Source organism: Devosia elaeis (assembly GCF_001650025.1).
In the GTDB taxonomy this organism is placed as follows: Bacteria; Pseudomonadota; Alphaproteobacteria; order Rhizobiales; family Devosiaceae; genus Devosia; species Devosia elaeis.
Genome location: NZ_LVVY01000089.1, coordinates 1 through 18,982 on the forward strand (window position 1 = coordinate 1; position 18,982 = coordinate 18,982).

At 61.4% G+C, this 18,982-nt stretch carries 19 protein-coding genes; all 19 read right to left on the minus strand.

The window, feature by feature from the left end; genetic code table 11:
- Positions 1–396: 396 nt before the first annotated feature.
- The gene (gene dgoD / locus A3840_RS11375) at positions 397–1,545 is read right to left on the minus strand and encodes a galactonate dehydratase (protein WP_067456502.1); all 1,149 of its coding nucleotides are present in this window, start codon (positions 1,543–1,545) and stop codon (positions 397–399) included.
- A complete protein-coding gene (locus A3840_RS11380; RefSeq protein WP_082903836.1) occupies positions 1,542–2,489 on the minus strand; it encodes a dihydrodipicolinate synthase family protein in 948 nt (315 codons plus the stop codon). Before A3840_RS11380 ends, dgoD begins: the two co-directional genes overlap by 4 nt.
- Before the next feature lie 44 nt (positions 2,490–2,533).
- Positions 2,534–3,550: an NAD(P)-dependent oxidoreductase gene (locus A3840_RS11385; protein ID WP_165603172.1), complete on the minus strand. Its 1,017-nt coding sequence runs from the start codon at positions 3,548–3,550 to the stop codon at positions 2,534–2,536.
- A complete protein-coding gene (locus tag A3840_RS11390) occupies positions 3,540–4,214 on the minus strand; it encodes a GntR family transcriptional regulator (protein ID WP_067456512.1) in 675 nt (224 codons plus the stop codon). Before A3840_RS11390 ends, A3840_RS11385 begins: the two co-directional genes overlap by 11 nt.
- Positions 4,211–5,707 (minus strand): tripartite tricarboxylate transporter permease, encoded by a 1,497-nt coding sequence (locus A3840_RS11395; protein ID WP_067456515.1) that lies wholly within the window; start codon positions 5,705–5,707, stop codon positions 4,211–4,213. The genes A3840_RS11390 and A3840_RS11395 overlap by 4 nt, the downstream gene beginning before the upstream one ends.
- Positions 5,698–6,192: a tripartite tricarboxylate transporter TctB family protein gene (locus tag A3840_RS11400; RefSeq protein WP_067456517.1), complete on the minus strand. Its 495-nt coding sequence runs from the start codon at positions 6,190–6,192 to the stop codon at positions 5,698–5,700. The genes A3840_RS11395 and A3840_RS11400 overlap by 10 nt, the downstream gene beginning before the upstream one ends.
- 78 nt (positions 6,193–6,270) lie before the next feature.
- A complete protein-coding gene (locus A3840_RS11405) occupies positions 6,271–7,236 on the minus strand; it encodes a Bug family tripartite tricarboxylate transporter substrate binding protein (protein WP_067456520.1) in 966 nt (321 codons plus the stop codon).
- Positions 7,237–7,530: 294 nt separating this feature from the next.
- The gene (locus A3840_RS11410) at positions 7,531–7,755 is read right to left on the minus strand and encodes a hypothetical protein (RefSeq protein ID WP_067456523.1); all 225 of its coding nucleotides are present in this window, start codon (positions 7,753–7,755) and stop codon (positions 7,531–7,533) included.
- A 22-nt stretch (positions 7,756–7,777) separates the two neighbouring features.
- Positions 7,778–8,383 carry a plasmid pRiA4b ORF-3 family protein gene (locus A3840_RS11415; protein WP_245676602.1) on the minus strand — a complete coding sequence of 202 codons (606 nt, stop codon included), beginning with the start codon at positions 8,381–8,383 and terminating at the stop codon, positions 7,778–7,780.
- Positions 8,380–10,026 carry an IS66 family transposase gene (tnpC, locus tag A3840_RS11420; protein ID WP_067456590.1) on the minus strand — a complete coding sequence of 549 codons (1,647 nt, stop codon included), beginning with the start codon at positions 10,024–10,026 and terminating at the stop codon, positions 8,380–8,382. The genes A3840_RS11415 and tnpC overlap by 4 nt, the downstream gene beginning before the upstream one ends.
- 70 nt (positions 10,027–10,096) lie before the next feature.
- Positions 10,097–10,444: an IS66 family insertion sequence element accessory protein TnpB gene (tnpB, locus tag A3840_RS11425; RefSeq protein WP_067456529.1), complete on the minus strand. Its 348-nt coding sequence runs from the start codon at positions 10,442–10,444 to the stop codon at positions 10,097–10,099.
- The gene (gene tnpA, locus A3840_RS11430) at positions 10,441–10,791 is read right to left on the minus strand and encodes an IS66-like element accessory protein TnpA (RefSeq protein ID WP_067456532.1); all 351 of its coding nucleotides are present in this window, start codon (positions 10,789–10,791) and stop codon (positions 10,441–10,443) included. Before tnpA ends, tnpB begins: the two co-directional genes overlap by 4 nt.
- A 232-nt stretch (positions 10,792–11,023) precedes the next feature.
- On the minus strand, positions 11,024–11,902 hold the full coding sequence (locus A3840_RS11435) for a ribokinase (protein ID WP_067456535.1): 879 nt from the start codon (positions 11,900–11,902) through the stop codon (positions 11,024–11,026).
- Complete coding sequence (locus tag A3840_RS11440; protein WP_067456538.1) at positions 11,902–12,774, minus strand: MurR/RpiR family transcriptional regulator; 873 nt, start codon at positions 12,772–12,774, stop codon at positions 11,902–11,904. Before A3840_RS11440 ends, A3840_RS11435 begins: the two co-directional genes overlap by 1 nt.
- On the minus strand, positions 12,771–13,748 hold the full coding sequence (locus A3840_RS11445; RefSeq protein ID WP_067456551.1) for an ABC transporter permease: 978 nt from the start codon (positions 13,746–13,748) through the stop codon (positions 12,771–12,773). The genes A3840_RS11440 and A3840_RS11445 overlap by 4 nt, the downstream gene beginning before the upstream one ends.
- A 2-nt stretch (positions 13,749–13,750) precedes the next feature.
- Complete coding sequence (locus tag A3840_RS11450; RefSeq protein WP_067456554.1) at positions 13,751–15,286, minus strand: sugar ABC transporter ATP-binding protein; 1,536 nt, start codon at positions 15,284–15,286, stop codon at positions 13,751–13,753.
- A gap of 62 nt (positions 15,287–15,348) precedes the next feature.
- On the minus strand, positions 15,349–16,404 hold the full coding sequence (locus tag A3840_RS11455) for a sugar ABC transporter substrate-binding protein (protein ID WP_067456557.1): 1,056 nt from the start codon (positions 16,402–16,404) through the stop codon (positions 15,349–15,351).
- Between the two features lie 36 nt (positions 16,405–16,440).
- A complete protein-coding gene (locus A3840_RS11460; protein ID WP_067456593.1) occupies positions 16,441–17,421 on the minus strand; it encodes a sugar phosphate isomerase/epimerase family protein in 981 nt (326 codons plus the stop codon).
- A 609-nt stretch (positions 17,422–18,030) separates the two neighbouring features.
- The gene (locus tag A3840_RS11465) at positions 18,031–18,957 is read right to left on the minus strand and encodes a LysR substrate-binding domain-containing protein (protein ID WP_067456560.1); all 927 of its coding nucleotides are present in this window, start codon (positions 18,955–18,957) and stop codon (positions 18,031–18,033) included.
- Positions 18,958–18,982: the final 25 nt, after the last annotated feature.

Sequence of the window (18,982 nt, forward strand, 5' to 3'; positions counted from 1 at the left end):
AAGCCGATTTGGGAATCCACTTTGTCAACAGGACCTAGGCACTTGGGCCGGGCTTGGCGATCTAGCTAATTGTAAGCCTCAAGCGACGCGCGACTAGCGGTTTGGGGACGGCAATCGTTGCGCTCCGCGTAGGTGCGCCGATGAAGCCGTCCTATGGCGCTTTGTCATGGAAATGGCTCACTTGGGGCCGGGAGCGGTCTGTCGGCTCTTTGTGATGTCCCTCGGTAAGCTGCCAATGTGACAGCGTCAATGCCACCCGGGACAAAATGGCGCTGTTTGCGTCTCGCACCTTTCACGCGATAGTGGTCGAAGGCGAACACCCTACACCTGCGCAACCGCTGTTTAATCTCGGGCCAAGCTGGCTATCCGCTTCTATGCCGAAGGTTTCGAACGTCGCTACCATTCCGCGATAGAGCCGTCCCTGTGCCGCCAGACCGGGGCACGCCAGCGGTGGCCGGTCTGGGCGGCACGAATGATGGCATCCTCATCCACTTCGATCCCCAAGCCGGGACCCGCGGGAATCTCCAACATGCCATCGGCAAAGCTGAAGCCGCGACCTGGCAGCGTGTAGTCGCCCAGATCACCCTGCTGATTGTAGTGAATTCCCAGGCTCTGCTCCTGGATGAAGGCATTGTGGCAGATGGCGTCAACCTGCAGCGACGCGGCCAGTGCGATCGGTCCCAGGGGGCAATGAGGTGCGAGGGCGATGTCATAGGCTCCCGCCCAATGGCCGATCCGCACCATTTCCGAAATGCCACCGACATGGGCCGTATCGGGGTTAATCACCTGCGCCGCGCGCGTTTCGAACACGCGCTTGAAATCGTAACGGCTGTGCAGGCGCTCCCCGATGCAGAGCGGGATCGAGGTCGCGCGCGCCAGGTCCGCCATGGTTTCGACCATGGCCGAAACAACCGCATCCTCGACGAACATTGGGCGCAGGGGCTCCAGCTCCTTCAGCAACACCCGCGCCATGGGGGCATGGACGCGACCATGGAAATCGAAGGCCAGATCCATGCTGGCGCCCACGGCCTCGCGCAGCTCGAAGAGGTTGCGGATGATGCCATCGACCTTGGCGTAGCTGTCGACAATCTGCAGCTCGGAGCAGATGTTGAACTTGCAGGCGTCATATCCCTTGTCGCGCAGCGCCAGGGCGCCCTCGATCAGGTTTTGGGGCCGGTCACCCCCGATCCAGCAATAGGTGCGGACCCGGTCGCGGACCGGCCCGCCGAGCAATTCATGGACCGGAACGCCCAGCGCGCGACCCTTGATGTCCCACAATGCCATGTCGAGGCCGGAAATCGCGCTCATCAGCACCGGTCCGCCGCGATAGCAGCCATTGCGGTAGAGCATCTGCCAGATATCCTCGATCCGGCGCGTATCGAGGCCGACGACAAAATCGGCAAGTTCGGAAATCTTGGCCGCCAGCGTCTCGGCATGACCCTCGAGCACAGGCTCGCCCCAACCCGATATGCCCTCGTCGGTTTCGACCTTGAGGAACAGCCAGCGTGGCGCGACAAGGAAAGTGCGGAGCGCGGTAATCTTCATTGCTGCGACCCTTTCGGCATGATGCCCTGAATCGATGCCAGTTGTGCGTCCCAGCCGGATGTGTCCATCCCCAATCCGCACGCGTGGCCCTTGAGCGCTTCCAGCCCGAAGGCGGTGGGCGCCATGGCTCCGGCGCGCTGGTGGAAGGGGATGTCATGGCGCAGGCAGAACAGAAGCTTGCCATATGTCGTCAACGCCTCGAGCGATTGCAGTACGAAGGTCGCCATCGGCAATATGCGCCGATAGAGCTCCCGTGCTTCCTCTTCGCGGCCGGCGCGCATGTGACCCCACAAGGACACCAGATGGTCGGCATATTCAGGCGCCGGAATATTCCCCGCGACGCCTGCTTTAATGCAGTCGACAAGCTCGATGCCGCCCCGCCCGGACAGAACCTGCGCCCGGCCATCGAGTCTCGTGACGAGGTCGGCGGTTTCGGTTGCCGAAACCTCCTGCTTCACCCCGATGACGCGCGAATAGCGGGTTGCCAGGTCGGTGGTGGCCTCCACGCCCAGCCCAACGCCGATGAACTGCGGCATATTCTGAAGGGCCGCCGGCATCGAAGTGGCCCCGAGAACCCGTGCAAATGCCGCAACCAGCTCCGTCTCGTTCGTCGCGCTGGCGGGTGGCTGCAAGATCACCCAGTCGGCGCCGGCCGCAGCGGCGTGATGAACGCGCTCGATCTGCTCGTCCGGGGTCCGGGCGAATATTGTAACGCCGAGTGGCACCCGACCGGCAACATCCTCGACATTCCATTCCACCACCTGGCGCTGCTGCTCATCGCTGAGGAAGCGCACCTCCGTTGCCAGGCCAAGCGTCGCAATCCCCACCGCGCCCTGCGCAATGCAAACCTCGATCTGGCGCCGCATCATCTGCCGGTCGAGGCGTCCTTCAGCATCGAACAGGGCGTAAATGATGGGATGAATACCCCCAGGCAACAACGACACTTTTTACCTCCTGATGCGGCTGCCCAATGGGGCGCCTTATTGGATCACGCCTTGCGCGTACCTCTGGCGACGACGTTGAGGAGAGGATCGCCGGCCGCGGCGCGACGCAGGTTTTCCGCGACAATGGCAACGCGCCGGGACGCGGTACCTTTGGTCCATCCCGATATATGCGGCGTCATCACCACATTTGGCAGGGCGGCGAAGTCGAACCGCGAGGGCGCTGAATCGGGATCGCCGAGGCGTTCGGGATAGCGATACCAGACGTCGATCACCGCGCCCCCCAGCCGCCGCTCGGCAAGCGCCGCATAAAGCGCCTCTTCGGCGACCACCGGACCCCGCGCCACATTGACCAGCACCCCGTCGGGACCGAGGGCACTGAGCGCTTCCCTGTCAATGAGGCCCTGTGTTTCCGGCGTCAGCGCCGCCGCGACGATGGCAAAATCGCAATTTTCGAACATTGTGGGGATGTCGCCAAGCGCAAAGCCTTTTTCGACCTGACTATCGAATGCCGAAGCACTCCGATTGGCCGCCAGCACCCGCACGCCAAGGGCATTGAGCATTCGCGCCAGCTCGCGCCCAATGCCACCATAGCCGACAATACCCACCGTCGCCCCGCGCAGCTCACGATGCGGCGCGGCGCCAAACCGGCTCGACCGCGCCCATGACCCGGCGCGAAATTTGGCATCGGCCTCCCGCAGGCGGTGGCACCAATCAAGCAACTGGGCCAGGCAATATTCGGCCACGGCAATTTCATGGCCAGCCACATTGGCAATGCTAGCCGACTCGGGCACATGCTCGACCCTTACACCGTCCCAGCCGATGCCGGGCACTTGCAACAGGCCAAGCCCCCGCGGCAGGGGCAGCCCTTTGACAGTGTTGACCGCAACCACAGCATAGGCGTCGGCAAGGGCCTGTGCCATCGCGTCCTGGCCGAGATCGGCGGGCACATGGACAATCTCAAAGCCATCCCCGAGCAGAGCGTGAACCTGGTCCAGCCGGTCGGCGAATGCAGCGCCGTAAAAGGCGATGCGTCTGGGCACGGATGCCGGATCAAAAGGCACGCGGCTCTCCCATTGCTGCATAAATCTGCTTGAGCGCGTCGACGGCATCGAGCAATTCGTCGAGCGCCGCGATGCTGGCGGGCACGTCGCCCGCTACAACCGCTTCGATGAGCTTCTGGTGGGTCGGTCCCGTCACATTGAATCCGGCGCCATTGGCCCGCCCCAGCGCGAATCCCATTCGCCGGCTGACGCTGTGCAGCGGCTGAGCGACCTTTGCCGCTACCGGATGCCGCGCGGCCGTATTGAGCGTCTGGTTCAGCAGATTGTCAGTGCGGATGAAGGCCAGCGCATCCCCGCGATCCGTCGCGTCCTGGAAGGCGGCCCGCAAGCCGTCGAGCTTGCGCCTGTCCCGATCGTCCGAATAGCGCGCGGCGCGTTCGACGATCAGCCGCTCGACGTGACGGCGCACTTCGAGCGTCATCACGATCACCTCGAAATCCATGGGCGCGATCAGAATGCCGTTGCGCGGCAGGATTTCGATCAGGAAGCCCTGTGAGAGCCGCAGCAGCGCTTCCCGAACCGGGGTGCGTCCGAAACCGGTCCGGTCGCACAGCGCACGTTCTGTGACCTTGCTGCCCGGCGCCAGCTCCAAGGTGACAATTTGTTCCTCGATCACCTGGAAGGCGGCGTCCGCCAGGCTTTCGGTCAAATAGCCCGGACTCATGCGGACCGCGCACCCCGAGCCTTGCGCCAGACGAACATGGCGACGGGCGCAACGCAGATCACCAGCGTCAGCGCCGCCAGCCCCATGGAAAGCGGGCGCTCGACAAAGGCGAAGATATTCCCGCGCGCCCGAATGAGGGAATTGAGGAAAGTCTCTTCGAGCATCGGCCCCAGGACCAGTCCCAGAATGGCCGGCGCCAAGGGATATTGATGCTTTTCCATCACGAAGGCCACGAGACCGAGGACCAGCATGGTGACAATGGCGAAGTGGGTATTCTCGACCGCAAAGGCGCCGATGATGCAGAAGGCGAGCACGGCAGGCATCAGCATGTAACGCGGAACGCGGATCATGCGCTGGAAGACGCTGGTCGCAAACAGGCCGAGCGGCACCATCAGGATATTGGCGATGAGGAACGCCATGAACACCGTGTTGATGAGCAGCGGGTTCTCGATGAAGATCGTCGGCCCGGGATTGAGCCCCTTGAGGAAGAACACGCCGATGATGATCGCGGTGAGGCTATCGCCGGGAATGCCGAAGACCGTCGCCGGAATCATGGCACCTCCGACCGCGGCATTGTTCGAGGTCGTCGGCGCAACCAGCGCATCGGGAACGCCCTTGCCATACTGGTCGCCGACCTTGGAAAAGCGCTTGGAAATCGCATAGGAAATATAGGCGGCAATGTCCGCCCCGGCGCCGGGAATGGCGCCGATCACCACACCGACGGCGGATCCCTGGACCAGATCGCCCTTGAGGCGGCGCAGCGTGGAGCCGACACCGGCAAGCAGGTTGCCGAGCGCCTGGATCGGCGGCGGCGCGATCTCCCGCGGCGCCAGGGCATAACGCAGCACTTCGGGAATGGCGAACATGCCGATCAAAACCGGAATGAATGCCAGGCCGCCGACGAGTTCACGACTTCCGAAGGTCAGGCGCATCTGCCCCGAAACCGGATCCAGACCCACCTGCGCAATAGCCAGACCGAGCATCAGGCTAATGCCGCCCTTGTACCATTTGCCGCCGCTCACCGCGACGGCAGCCGTCAGGCCGAGGCAGGCGAGCCAGAATTTCTCATAGCTCGAGAATTGCAGCGCAATCCGAGCGATGGCCGGAGCCGCCCCCATAAGGACTAGTGCGCCGACGACGCCGCCGATGGCCGAGCAGATCACGCAAAGACCCAGGGCCAGCCCGCCCTGTCCCCGACGCACCATAAGGTAGGAATCATCGACATAGGCCGCCGAGGCCGGCGTGCCGGGGATGCGCAGTAGGGCGCCCGGCAGGTCGCCGGCGAAAATGGCCATAGCCGCCAGCGTCACAACGCCGGCCAGCGCCGGAACCGGATCGAGGAAGAAGGCGATCGGGATGACCAGGGCCACCGCCATGGAGGCGCTGAGACCGGGGATAGCGCCCATTGTCAGGCCATAGACGCCGGCGCCGAGCATGATGAGCAGGACCTGCGGCGAGAGCAGTTCCAGAAATGCCTGACCAATCACTTCCATGTGAGAATACCCGCATAGTTGGTCAGCACGCCCCAGGGCAGGGTGACGCGCAGTACCTGGTAGAAAACGATGTGCAGCAGGACCGTCAGCCCGACGCCGAGCAGCAGCGAACGCACTGGTTTGCCGGAGGCGATGAAGGCCAGGCCGCCCACGATAACGGGCATGGTCAGCAGGAAGCCGAGGACGGGCGCAAGGAGGACATAGATCAGCGGCGCGGCGGCAAAGCCGGCGAAAAGGACAAGCCGGTGCCAGTTGAGCGGTTCCGCGGGCTCCTCTCCCTCGGCAGGGGTCTCGACGGCGGGGCCGCGCACGGCATCGAATGCGGCCAGGCCCGAAAGGGCAATCATGATCCAGCCGACAATGGTGGGAAAGAGGGCCGGACCGAATTCAATGTGGGCCACTGGCGCCAGGCCGGCAGTATTGACGATGATGGTCGCCCCGAGCAGCCCAAAGCCGCCCGCAACGCCCAGTTGACTGAGCTGCATCGCCGTTCCTCCTCAATGCACTTTCCGGACAGCCCCGCCCAAAGGGCGGAGCTGTATCAGTTGCTTGCAAAGGCTGCGTTATAGACCGAGAACACGAACCAGTTCGCGGACGCTGACTTCTTCCTCGGCCATAAAGGCGCCGAAGTCTTCCGCATCGCGCCAGCGAAGGCCGAAACCACGATCGGTCATGGCGCTCTGGAATTCCGGATCGTTATAGACAGCCTCAAGCGCCGCGACGAGCTTGGCCGTCACGTCCTCAGGCAATCCGGCCGGGCCGACCAGGCCGCGCCATGCGCCGAGCTCGAGAACCATTCCGGTTTCTTCCTCGAGGGTGGGAATGTCAGGGAAGGCCGCGAGGCGTTCCGAACCAAACACGGCGAGGCCGCGCACCAGGCCGGCCTCGATGAGCGAGCCGGCTTCGGGCACAGAGCTCGGCACCACGTCGAAGCCGCCGGCCACCATTTCCTGGAGGGCCGCAGCAGCGCCCTGGCCGGTAATCATCCGAACCTGGGACAGGTCAACGTCATAGGCATCGAGCAGGCTGGCAAAGGCCAGCGGCCAGGAACCACCGCAACCGCCACCGCAGGCGATGTCATAGGCGCCGGGATCGGCCTTGATGGCATCAAGCGCCTCAGTGATGTTCGTCCATTCGGAATCGGCACGGACGTGGAAGCCGGCCGGGTCGAAGTTGAACTGGCCGATCGGCGTCATATCCGCGGCATCGAAATCGCCCTGCCCCATCGGGCTGTAATGGGCAAAGTTGTAGATCACACCGAGTGTGTAGCCGTCCGGCTCGGCGGTGGTGATCGAGGTGAAGCCGACGACACCGCCGCCCTGGCCCTGATTAACCACGTTGACGGGCTGACCGAGCTGCTGCTCAAGGCCCAACGCCAAAAGCCGCGCGGTAGCGTCGGTGCCGCCGCCCGCACCGGCGGGCGCGATCAGCGTAATCGGCCGCTCCGGCCATTGCTGGGCGATTGCGGGCATCGCAACCAGACCCGCAGCTATCACCACGCTGGTGCGAAGCAGACTCAAATGTTTCATGTTGAACTCCTCCTGTTGATATGCATTGATATATCAGTTCACAAAGAGACGTCAATTCCCGGCAACCTTGGTGATAGGCTGCAAGCTTAATGATGGGAGGCGGAGCCTCAGCGGCAGCGGACGACCACTCAACCCCAAACCGTCGTCGTGCCCGTCGTAAGCAATGGCGGGTTTCGGGAAAGCGAGATCGCGGACCGTACGGCAAGAACGAGGGCGCCTTGTTGCCGGGCGGAAATCGGAAACTCCTCCCTTCTCGCCAAGTTCTTCGTAAGCATCCGGTGAAGGCCGCAGAAATCAGGGTCGCCTGTGTTCGCGGATGAGGTCGTGCAAGCACTCGATGCCGTTAGGGGTGAAGGCCATGACGCCGTCTTTGTCGTCCAGGCTGAAGACCCAGATGACGCCATCCCCAGGCTCCATCTCGATAGCGATTTCCAAAAGCCAGTTGACGTCTTCCCCAATTTCGACCGCAACACGGTCGATGGTTTTGACGGAGCTTTCCTTGTTCAGTTGGGTGGTCATGGGACTCTGTGTGTGAACCGGGTTAGTTGATGCGTCTCCTGAACTTCTCAAACCCGGCCTTCCCCACCGCGCGCCTGCGGGCGAGTTTGGCGAGGCGCGCGGTGATGACGTCCAGTCCGATGTCGGTCGGATCGAAGGGACGTCCATACCAGGTCATGACGCTGTCGTGCTCACGATGTTCGGGATCTGCAATGGCTTCGAGGAACTCTTCGAAGCCCGGCAGACCGCCAACGTCTTCTGGTGGGGCGCGACGGGCGCCGTCGACAAAGCGCGGGTAGTCGACCATCGGGTCTGCAGCGACAACCTCCTCGACCACAACGCTATGGCGCCAGTCGTCGCCAAAATCGTAGGTGTAGGTGAAGCGGGTCTCACCGCGGGACAGGATAGCGCCGAGACGGATGTAGCGCGCGTCGCGCATATCGTCGCCCCAGTCGGGATCGGGATAGCCATAGCGGCGGTCGCCGACCTCGAACTGGAAGAGATGGTAGTCCTCAAACAGCATGGTGGCCTGGATAACATCGTGCACTGCCTTGAGAGTGCTGGTCAGGGGCACCTCGACGCGCCGCCAGATGGCGGGCTCCACATCGTCGAGCTGGATGTGGAGTCGGACAATATGGTCGTTGTTCACGCGGTCTTCCTGATCTGATGCTGGGCCACCCAGTTCCATGGCAGCAGGTCGTCCAGCTGGCGGCTGGGATGATCGGCGATACGAGCAAGGACATCGGCGAGCCAGGCCTGCGGGTCAACATCGTTGAGCTTGGCGGTGGCGATGAGGCTGTACATGAACGCGGCCCGCTGCCCGCCACGGTCGGAGCCGGCGAATAGCCAGGACTTCCTTCCAAGTGCGATACCTCTCAGAGCCCGCTCTGCGGCATTGTTGGTCAGACAGACCCTGCCATCCTGAAGGAACTGGGTAAATGCGGGCCAGCGCTTGAGCATGTAGTCCATGGCCTTGGCCAGATCGTCGTGCCGCGACAAGCCGGGGCGGTGCTTGTGCATCAGGGCTTCGAGTTCGTCCACCAATGGCGCGCTCAGCTCGCGCCTGATCGTCAACCGCTCAGGTGATGACTGGCCATTAATGGACCGCTCGACCTCAAACAGGCGATCCATGCGCTGCACGATATCGAGGGCCAGTGGTGAGATCGGCGCCGGCTTCTTGCCATCGGCCTTGCGGCGGGCGCTCGCTTCGATATCGGCCAGCACGAAGAAGGCGCGGCGCGCATGGCTCCAGCATCCTGCCTCGGTGATCGGCCCGGGATGGCGGCCAGCGTCATAGAGCCGGGCGTAGCCGCCATAGGCATCGGCCTGCAGTATCCCGGACCAGTCGGCCAGATGCTGCCGTGGATGTTCACCAGCGCGGTTGGGCGAATAGTAGAACAGTGCCGCCGGCGGCGCCGGGCCGCCAAAGGGTCGATCATCCCGGACATAGGTCCAGATCCGGCCCGTTGCCGTCTTGCCCCGGGCCAAGACCGGCACGGTGGTATCGTCCCCGTGCAGCCGTTCGGCGGCCATGACATGGGCGGCAAGCCGATGGTGCAAGGGCTCGAGCACGGCCGCGGCTGCACCCACCTGGTCGGCCAGGGTCGACAGGCTAAGCGGCACGCCTTCGCGGCCATAGCGCTCGACCTGCCGGTTGAGCGGCTGATGCTGCCCGTACTTCTCGAACAGCATCATCGCCAGCAAACCGGGCCCAGCCCAGCCGTGGGCCACCACATGGAAGGGCGCCGGGGGCTGGCTGATCTTCTCGCAGTCCCGGCAGGCGACCTTCTCGCGCACTGTCTGGATGACCTTCCACTGGCGTGGGATCACCTCAAGCGTCTCGGTGACGTCTTCACCGATCCGACTCAACCGGGTTCCGCCGCAGGCCGGGCAGGCGCAGGGCGCTGCAATGACACGGCGCTCACGCGGTAGATGCTCGGGGAAGGGCTGGCGTGATGGCCGGCGGCGTTTAAAGCCAGGTGCATCGGCGAGTTTGCGGGCCGCTATCTCGGCCACCGCTTCGTCCTGGCTGGCCGTGGCCTCCAACTCCTCAAGCTGGAGCTCGAGTTGATCCAGCAGGCGGCGGCTGCTCTCGGACTTGCTGCCGAAAAGCTGGTGCTTGAGCTTCTCGATCTGCAGCTTGAGATGGGCGATTAGCGCCTGGTCGTCAGACCGCTCAGCCCGGACCATTGCTGCCTCGGCCTTGGCTTCCGCAACTTCGATCCGCGCAGCCGCCAGCGCCGCCTTGAGGGCTTCTACGTCATCGGGCATGGGCGAAACGCTGGCTTGCATGACCATGATGGAATCATAGCCTCCCCCCGGCGTGAAGCCGAAAATGCTCCATGGCCGAAGAAAATATACCCTATCCCGCCCGTGTCGGACGCCAGCTCTGCTGCGGGTTGCGCCAGTCGATCCCTTCGAGCAGATAACTCATCTGGCCGCCCGTCAAATGGACGACGCCACCCACCGTGGAGGGCCAGATGAAGCGCCCCCGCTCAAGGCGCTTGGCGTACAGCGACAGACCCACACCGTCGTGCCAGAGGGCCTTGATCAGCGACCCATTGCGCCCCCGAAATACGAAAACGTCCCCGGCGAACGGATCTCGCCCCAGCCCTTCCTGGACCAGCAGCGCCAAACCGCCCATCCCCTTGCGCATATCGGTATGGCCGCTGGCCAGCCAGACGCGAACATCGGAGCGAACCGGGATCATCGCAATGCCCGCAGCACCGCCAGGACCAACCGAGCGGGCGCCGTCGCCGCAATGTTCACCGTCCTCCCCCCAGCCAGCTCGAGCCGGATCGCCGGACTATCTGCACGACCATCCCCGGACGCGGCCGCTGCCACAGGAACTTCGTCCGCGGCCACGACGGCGGGCACAAACATCGTCTCGGACTGCTGAGCGTTGCGGCGCCATTGGTAGATCAAACTGGTCGACACATCGAACTGCCGCGCCACCTCGGCAACAACCGCGCCCGGCGCAAACGACGCCAGCACGATCTCCTCTCGCTCCGCCGCGCTCCAGCGACGCCGTCGCTCGGGCCCCGAAATAACCGTCATATGCACTATGCTGCGCTCTTATGTGCGTCCTTATGAGCGCAGCATCGGTTCCAAGCACCGCTATCGCAAGGCGGCCTCCGCCGGAGGCTTACAGTTCTTCGGGGACAAGTGACGGCCAACCACGCCCTGCAAAGTCCAAGGCGGCCGTCGACACGCGGGCATTGGCGTCATAGCGCTACCACGCTGAAGGTCTGTCCAATGACGAACACGGAGTTCAAGAAGCTGACGACTCCTACCTCAAGTGCTCCGGCGTGCTCACAAGAGTTGCCGCTGCATCGGTGGCGCGGGCGAGTGCAACGTCTATTGCGCTGCCCTGCCAAAGGGCAGCGGCAAGAGCTCCTATGAACTCGTCCCCTGCGCCGTGTGTGCTGGCAACGACAATGTCCTTCGCCGTCATTTTGATTTGGTGTCCATCATTGTCGGCGTAGGCACAACCATCGCCACCAGCAGTAACAACTACCGAGCGACACCGTTCAACTAGCTTCTTTGCAGCATTCAACGCTCCATCCAAAGATTCCACCACTGGAACCCCAGCCAACATCTCGGCCTCGATCGCATTTACTACTAGGATATCGACTTGATCCAGGAGCGCTTGGGAGACGGGGCGAGCGGGGGCGGCATTAAGAATGACCTTGCCGCCCGCTACCCGCATTTTTGATGCACCAGCAAGGTTGATGTGCTCGGGAATTTCGCTCTGGAGAACCAGCCAGCTGTCCCGAGCGAAATCCACCGAGGCGGAGGCATCCAGATCGATCCTGAGGTTCGATCCCGAAACGATGACGGCGCCATAGTCGCCCTCGTCATCGAAGATGGCGACGCTCATGCCAGAGTTCTCGTCCGGAACAATCCTCAGTGCACTCGTGTCGATTTGGTTGGCAACGAGATTGGCGGCGAGCGCGGCTCCGAAGTCATCGTCACCGATTGCACCTATGAACTTCACGGGGGCGCCGGCGCGGGATGCGGACACTGCCTGGTTACCACCCTTGCCGCCACACTTGGGCGCCCATGCGCGACCCGTCACTGTTTCGCCCTTACGTGGGCGGCCGGGGCCATGAACGATAATGTCATAGTGCAGGCTGCCCAGGACAAAGATTGACGAGGAATGAGGCATCAGGAGCGTTCTTTGCGCTTTGTTGTGACGGCTGCCATGGTGCGCTGAAGGTTTGTTTCGGCGGCACTATAGTCGCGCTGCGCTACAGCGACGAAGAGCGCATCAAGAATGTTGAGTTGAGCGATGCGGGCAGCCGCATTTTCACCCATGAGCGGGGAGCCCTGGGCCGTGGAGCAGAGGACGATGTCTGCAAGTTCGGCAAGTGGTGACGAATTGTAATTGGTCAGAACAATGGTTCGTGCACCATTGCGGCGCGCAAGTTGGACTGCATCGATGACCGCAGTGGTGCGGCCGGAATGAGAGAAGCCTACAGCGACATCCTCCGGACCGAGCAATGACGCTGACATCAGCATCATATGTGCGTCATCCTGAACGGTACTTCGAACCCCGATACGCAGGAATTTGTGAGAAACGTCGCGCGCAATTTGGGCTGAGCCACCCACACCATAGAAGTCGCGATTGCGTGCTGTTTTGATAATATCGGCGGCACGATCGAACGCGGCGATGTCGATAATGGCCAGCGTTTCTTCCAAGGCCTGGATCGATGTACGGAATACCTTGTGCAGGATCGCCTCGGAACTGTCATCGACCGATAGTTCTTCATGCATTTCTGCAGTAGGCGACCGGATGTATTCGGCCACGGCGGAGCGAAAGTCGCGGAAACCTGAGAATCCTAGCTTCTTTGCGATCTTGACCACCAGAGCCTCTGACACGCCCGCATCGCTGGCGATCTGACTCAGTGCAGTTTTTTCCGAAAATTGCCGTAGGCCAAAAACCGTTTCGACCACGCGCAACTCCAATGGTGTCAACTCCGGCAAGCGCATCCGGATCCTGGGGCCAATCGCTCTCAGGTCCAGTCCGTCCAAACTCATTCGCGTCCTCGCGTTGCTCGATCGATCAACATAGCAGCCAGGATGATGAGGCCCGTCGCCAAGAGCTGATAGAAGGACTGCACATTCATTAAGGTCAAGCCATTGCGCATGGCGCCGAGGATGATGGCGCCAAGGATGGTGCCGACCACACTCCCCTTTCCGCCCATGAGAGAAGCACCGCCAATCGCAGCTGCCGCGATTGCATCGAGTTCCCAGAGGTTACCCAGTATGGGCTCGGCCGCCCCAAGTCGACCGATCAGGATCATGGCTGCAAGAGCGGCCAAGGTGCCCGAAATCGCATAGGCCGCGATCTTGGTACGCGCGATCGGAACGCCGGCTATGTGCGCCGCCTCCTCGTTGCCGCCCACGGCAAGCAGGTATTCGCCAAAGGGAGTCTTCTTGAGAACGGCCCAGGCCACGAATGCCACCAGTCCAACTATGACCACCGGCGTTGGAACGCCGAAGATGGAGCCATTAAAGATCGCTCGGAAATCGTCTGGAATGCCCAGAACCGGGTTACCACCCGTGTAGATGAGAGCCAAGGCGCGGAAGGTGCTGAGCGTGCCCAGGGTGACGATGAAAGGCTGGAGTCCGACGATGGCCACCATGAAGCCATTGAAGAGGCCACACGCAGCACCCATGGCCAAGCCTACTGCAATGGCAACGGGAGCAGGGATTCCAATCACCAGAAGTGTCGCAGTCAGAACCGCAGACAGTGCAGCGGTCGGACCTACGGACAGGTCGATGCCCCCGGAGATGATAACCAGGGTCATGCCCAGTGCCAGGCAAGCATTGATACTCGATTGCTGCAGAATGTTCAGAAGGTTGCGCTCTGACAGGAAACCCGGAACAAGAATGGCGAAGACCGCCATGATGACAATGAGGCCAATAAGCGTACCAGCATCGCGCACCGAGAATCGTGAGATGGTGGCTTGGAAGAGACCCGTTTCGGGCTTGGAAGTCGCTTGGCTCATGATCACAGGCTCGTATTTGTCACGATCGCGGCCTCTTCGGCCGCATCGTTCACGGTGGATTGGGGAATGGCACTGGCAGCAATGGCGTGCTCGGTGATTTCGTCGCCGATAAGCTCCGCAGCCAATCGGCCTTCTCTCATGACCAGCACGCGGTCGGAGAGGCGAATGATTTCTGGAAGCTCTGATGAGACCACGATGACCGACTTGCCCTCTTTGGCCAGCTTTTCGATCAGCGCGTAGATTTCGGCCTTGGCGCCGACATCAATGCCGCGGGTTGGTTCGTCGAACAGGAAAATCCGGGTTTCGGCGGCCAGCCAGCGACTGATGATTGCCTTCTGCTGGTTCCCACCGCTGAAGCGACGGATCTCGCGCTCCGGGGCAAATGGGCGCAGACCGGTCTCCTTGAGGGTGACGGCCGATATAGACTTGAGCCTGCCACCGTTGATAATCCCACGTGGCGCAAAGCGGCTCATTGATGCCAAGACGATGTTGTTCTGAACCGATCGAAGCGGGACGATGCCCTCACGCTTACGTTCTTCCGGAACGAGACCAATTCCGCTGGCGATGGCCTCTCTTGGTGACCGCAAAGCTACGCTCTCGCCGTCGATGAATACCTCACCCGTGCTGCGCTCGTCTGCGCCGGCAAGCAAACGAAGTAATTCTGTTCGACCAGCCCCCACGAGGCCTGCAACACCCAATACCTCGCCGCGATGGAGAGTTAGCGAAACATCGCGCACCTTGTCCGAGGATACGTTCCTGGCTTCAAGAACTACCTGTTCAGTGGCAAAACTGGTGTGAACCTGCTGGGAGAGTTCGCGCCCTACCATCATCTGCACCACCGTCTTTTGATCGGTCTCGCTCATCTTCACGAGGCCCACCAAACTCCCATCGCGCATCACGCTTGAACGTGTGCAGATGCGGAAGATTTCTTCCATTTTGTGGGACACGTAGACGACTGAAACGCCGCGTCCCGAGAGATCAAGAATGATCTCGGCCAGGCGGTCGAACTCACTGGGAGTAAGGCTTGATGTGGGCTCGTCCATCGCAATGATCTTTGCGTCTTCGAGCAAAGCCCGGGCGATCTCTACAATCTGACGCTGCGCGACCTTGAGAGACCCAATCGGCGCGGCTGGATCGATGTGGGGATCGATGACTTTCAGTGCTTGCGCGGCCAAACTTTCCTGTTCGCGATGGTCGACAATGACACCGAAACGGGTCAGAGGGCGGCCCAAGAACATGTTTTGCGCCACCGTCAGACGCGGCACCTGCTGCAGCTCTTGATGAATCATTGCAATACCGGCACGTCTGGCAGACACCGGCCCATGCGCATCGATGGGCCGGCCATCAATCAGCACCCGTCCGTCCGTAGGTTTGAACACGCCGGACAGGATTTTGAGGAGTGTGGATTTGCCTGCACCGTTCTCACCAAGCAGTCCGTGCACCTCACCTGGTGCCACGTCGAAGGAGACACCTTTGAGGACTTGCAGGGGGCCGAAGGATTTCGTGACGCCGTCGAAGGCGAGGCGGGAGACGGTCATGCTTAAACTCCGCGGAAGATTTTGACGCCGGCAGCCAAGTGGCCGCCGGCGTCGGGAGGAGCCTATTTGGTAGCGTCTTCAAGCAGGACGGCGCGCACATCCACGCCTTCGCCGGAATAACGGTCGACATTGTCCGCTGTGATGAGGGCTTGGGGAGTTGCCACCACACGCGGCAGGTCCTGACCGCCGACAAGACGAAGGGCAACCTCCATGGCAACTTCACCGGTGAGCACCGGGAAACTATCCACGGTGCCGGTCAGATCGCCGGCGCGGATCGAGGCATATGCATCCGAAATGCCATCGGTTCCGAACACAGCTACTTGATCCTTGAGGTTGGCAGCTTTTACGGCTTCGACGATGCCCAAAGCCATGCCGTCATTGTTAGCGTAGAAGCCAATGAGATCGGGGTGCTGGTTCAGGATATTGGTGGCAGCGTCGTAGGAGAGCTGACGATCCCAGTTGCCAGGCACGCTGGCAACGACTTCGAACTTGCCGCTTGCTTCGATGGTCGCAGTGAAACCATCCGTCCGCTGGACCGCAGCAAAGACGCCGGGCTGCCCCTCGATGACCGCAACCTTGCCACCTTCGGGGTAATTCTCGATGAACCAGTTGGCGACACGCACGCCATTGTCCCGCTGTACGTTGCCAACATAGTGTTCGGCGCCGGGGATAACGGCGTCGTTGACGTTGACGACGGGTATTCCGGCCGCGGCGGCCTGCTCCAGAACGGGCTGCAAGTTGGCATCGGTCTGCGGCGACAGCAGCAGCACGTTGTAGCCCTGAGTGACCATGCCTTCAGCGATAGTCAGCTGACCGAGCTGGTCGCCCTCACTCTGAGCGGCCTGGTAGGCAAGGTTGACGCCATTGGCATCGGCGAACTTCTGATATCCTTCGCCAAGCGAGCGCCAGTATTCATTGGTTAGGGTCTTGGAGACGCCACCGGCGCGCAGCCCTTCTGGCAATGTCGGCAGAGCTCCGAGGGTACTGTCGAGTTCTGACCAGTCGAGGCGGTCAGCCTCTGTGTCAGAGTTCAGGGGAGCAAGGCCTTGAGCGAAGGCGCCGCCTAGGCTGGTGGCAATCAAAGCAGCAGCGATCGATATCTTGAAGGCAATGGTCATTCGGGTCCTCCCAATGAGTGTGATTTGGCGGGTGGCTTAGGCGTTGCGACGCAGCATGAGGTTCTGCACAATGGCATTGGCCTCAACGGCATCTTGTCGCTCGATCGCGGCGGCCAGCCCGTTGTCGCGATCGAGAGCATCGACCACGGCGAACATTCGCTTGACCGTGGCAATGTTGGTTTCGCATTCCCGCACAGGGTCCAGGCCCGTCATGTCTGGGAATGTGTCGAAGTAGATTGCGCCCTGGTAGCCGTCCTTGCGAACCTGGCGCAGCATCTCGATGGTCTGAAGCGTGTGGACAGCGCCGACCATCAAGCCATCGTCCCGCTTGGAGTAACCGTCATTGAGATGGACACCGAGCACCTTGGAGTGGCGTGCAATCAAGGCGGCTGCATAGGCAGGTTGCTCGTCTGCGTAGAGCACATGCGCAAAGTCTAGCGTCACACCCAGGTTGGGAAGGCCCACTTCCTTGATGGCGAGTAGCGTTGTAGCCGCGTCGGGCATCAGACTGTAGGAGCGCGGCTCGTTAGGCTTGTACTCAAGACTGATTTGGCATTCAGGATCGTGAGCGGCAACTTCACGGATGCCGTCAATTTCGTGTTGCCAGAGGGTGTCGTAATTCGCCTGGAATGCGTAGTCGAACCCGTCCTGTCCCAACCAAAGGGTCATCAGCGACACGCCGCATTCACGAGCGGCATCAATTCCCTTTTTGGTCAGGTCAATGGCTTCTCTGCGCACAGCAGCATCGGGGTTGGTGAAAGCGCCGAGTTTGAAGGCAGGGTTAGTGTAGTAACGCATGGCAAAGCCATTGATCGACAGACCCAAATCAGCCAATTCGCGGGCGATCTGCTTCGGTGCGCCGTCAACGTGGTCGGGGTAATTCAGATCGAGATCCGTCAGGCCATCAACCGATGCGGCGCGTGTTGCCATTTGCATCATCGAAGGCCTGCCGACCTGGTCGGGCCAGGCCAAGTGCGCTGCGGAAGCAAAGGAATTCAGACGGGTAGCGAAACGCAGATCGGTCAAAACGAGGCCTCTTCATAACTTCACGGATTGTATTGCATTTATGAAGTTCTATTGCAAGCCTGATTTGCGTTTTGCGCATGGTTGCGGTTGAAAGATTTGTGGCGAGGCGACTCTGCCTACCGGTCTTCAGGAGCTGAAAGCTCTGTGGTCTGGGGTTTGGATCTCGACCGGTGCCCACGGAAAGAGCTACATTGGAGCGTTAGTTTGACGATCGTCGCGCCTATGGGTGTCTTCGCGTAGCGGCCCATCGCCGCTCAGAAAGCACCGGCAGCATCTCACTGTCAGGCAGCATTCAGGGAGTCGCGGTTGACGCCTGGACGACTGACCGGGGCGCGTTGCCTACCCTAACGTTCAGTTGTGAGAACGAGCCGCTCTTTGTTCGCAAGCACAGGCGGTTTGTGTGCGCGGTGTGTCCGCTGCGACCAAAAAGACGCCTGTCGACATCCCACCCAATTGCCACCGCCTGGATTGGGCAAGCAGACCGTCAGCTCTCGGAAGGTCGTGGTTGCAGGCTGAATGGCCGGAATGAGGGCGCATAGATGCCCAAGTGGTCGTATTGAGGCAGATCCACTTCTAAGTGCTTTGCCGGTGCCTTCTTGGTCAGGACCCAAATGCGTTCTTCTCCAGCCATTCCTGAAGATGGCGCACGAAAAGCGTTGCGACCTTCGGTGCAGCAGTTTTTTCCGACATGATGACTGCGTAGTTCACTGGCAGAATGGGTTCGAGCGGGACCAGCCTCAAGTTGGCAGCCAGGTTGGGCCTTGCCAGTAATTCACTGACAATGGTGATGCCCAGGTTTGCGGCTGCGAGGGCACAGGCGCAAGCAACCGAATGCGCCTCTGCAACTGGCTTTAACCTCAGTCCTGCCTTGTAAAATATCGCTTCCAGCTCATGCCTTGCGGGGCGCTCGCGGTTGAGCAGCACCATGTCGTGCCCCTCAAGTTCGGCAACGGTCAGGCTCTTGCGCGAGGCGAGAGGATGATCCTCGTGCAGCGCGCAGACATTGCGCGACCCGATCTCAAATTCGCGTCGCAAGCCGGAAAGGGTGAGTGGCACCCGGGTAAAGCCAATATCGGCCACGCCATCGACGACCATGCGCTCAATCGCGGTGTAGGGGCCTGCAAAAATCTCAACGGAAACGTTTGGAAAGCTCTGGCGAAACTGGCCCAGCATGGGCGGCACCAGACTGACTGTCAGGCTGGACGGAAAGGCGATACGCAGGCGGATCTGTTTCGACGTCCCCGCTTCCAGCTCACGTGCCGATGTGCGAAGCGCTTGCAGGCGATCGGCTATCGCGCGAATTTCGGGGCCAAGATGGGTGCCCTCCTTTGTCGGCGAAAGACGATTCTTGTCGCGATAGAACAGCTCGACACCCAGATACTCTTCGAGTTGCTGCAACATGCGGCTTGCATTGGACTGGGACAGCCCAAGTGCCGCGGCAGCGGCCGACGTCGAGCCGGTCGCGGCGATTGCATCGTAGTTTTCGATGTGTTTGACGCTGATCGGCTGGACCTTCTTATTGGCCATACGCCCGTCCGCACTTTTCGGTAAC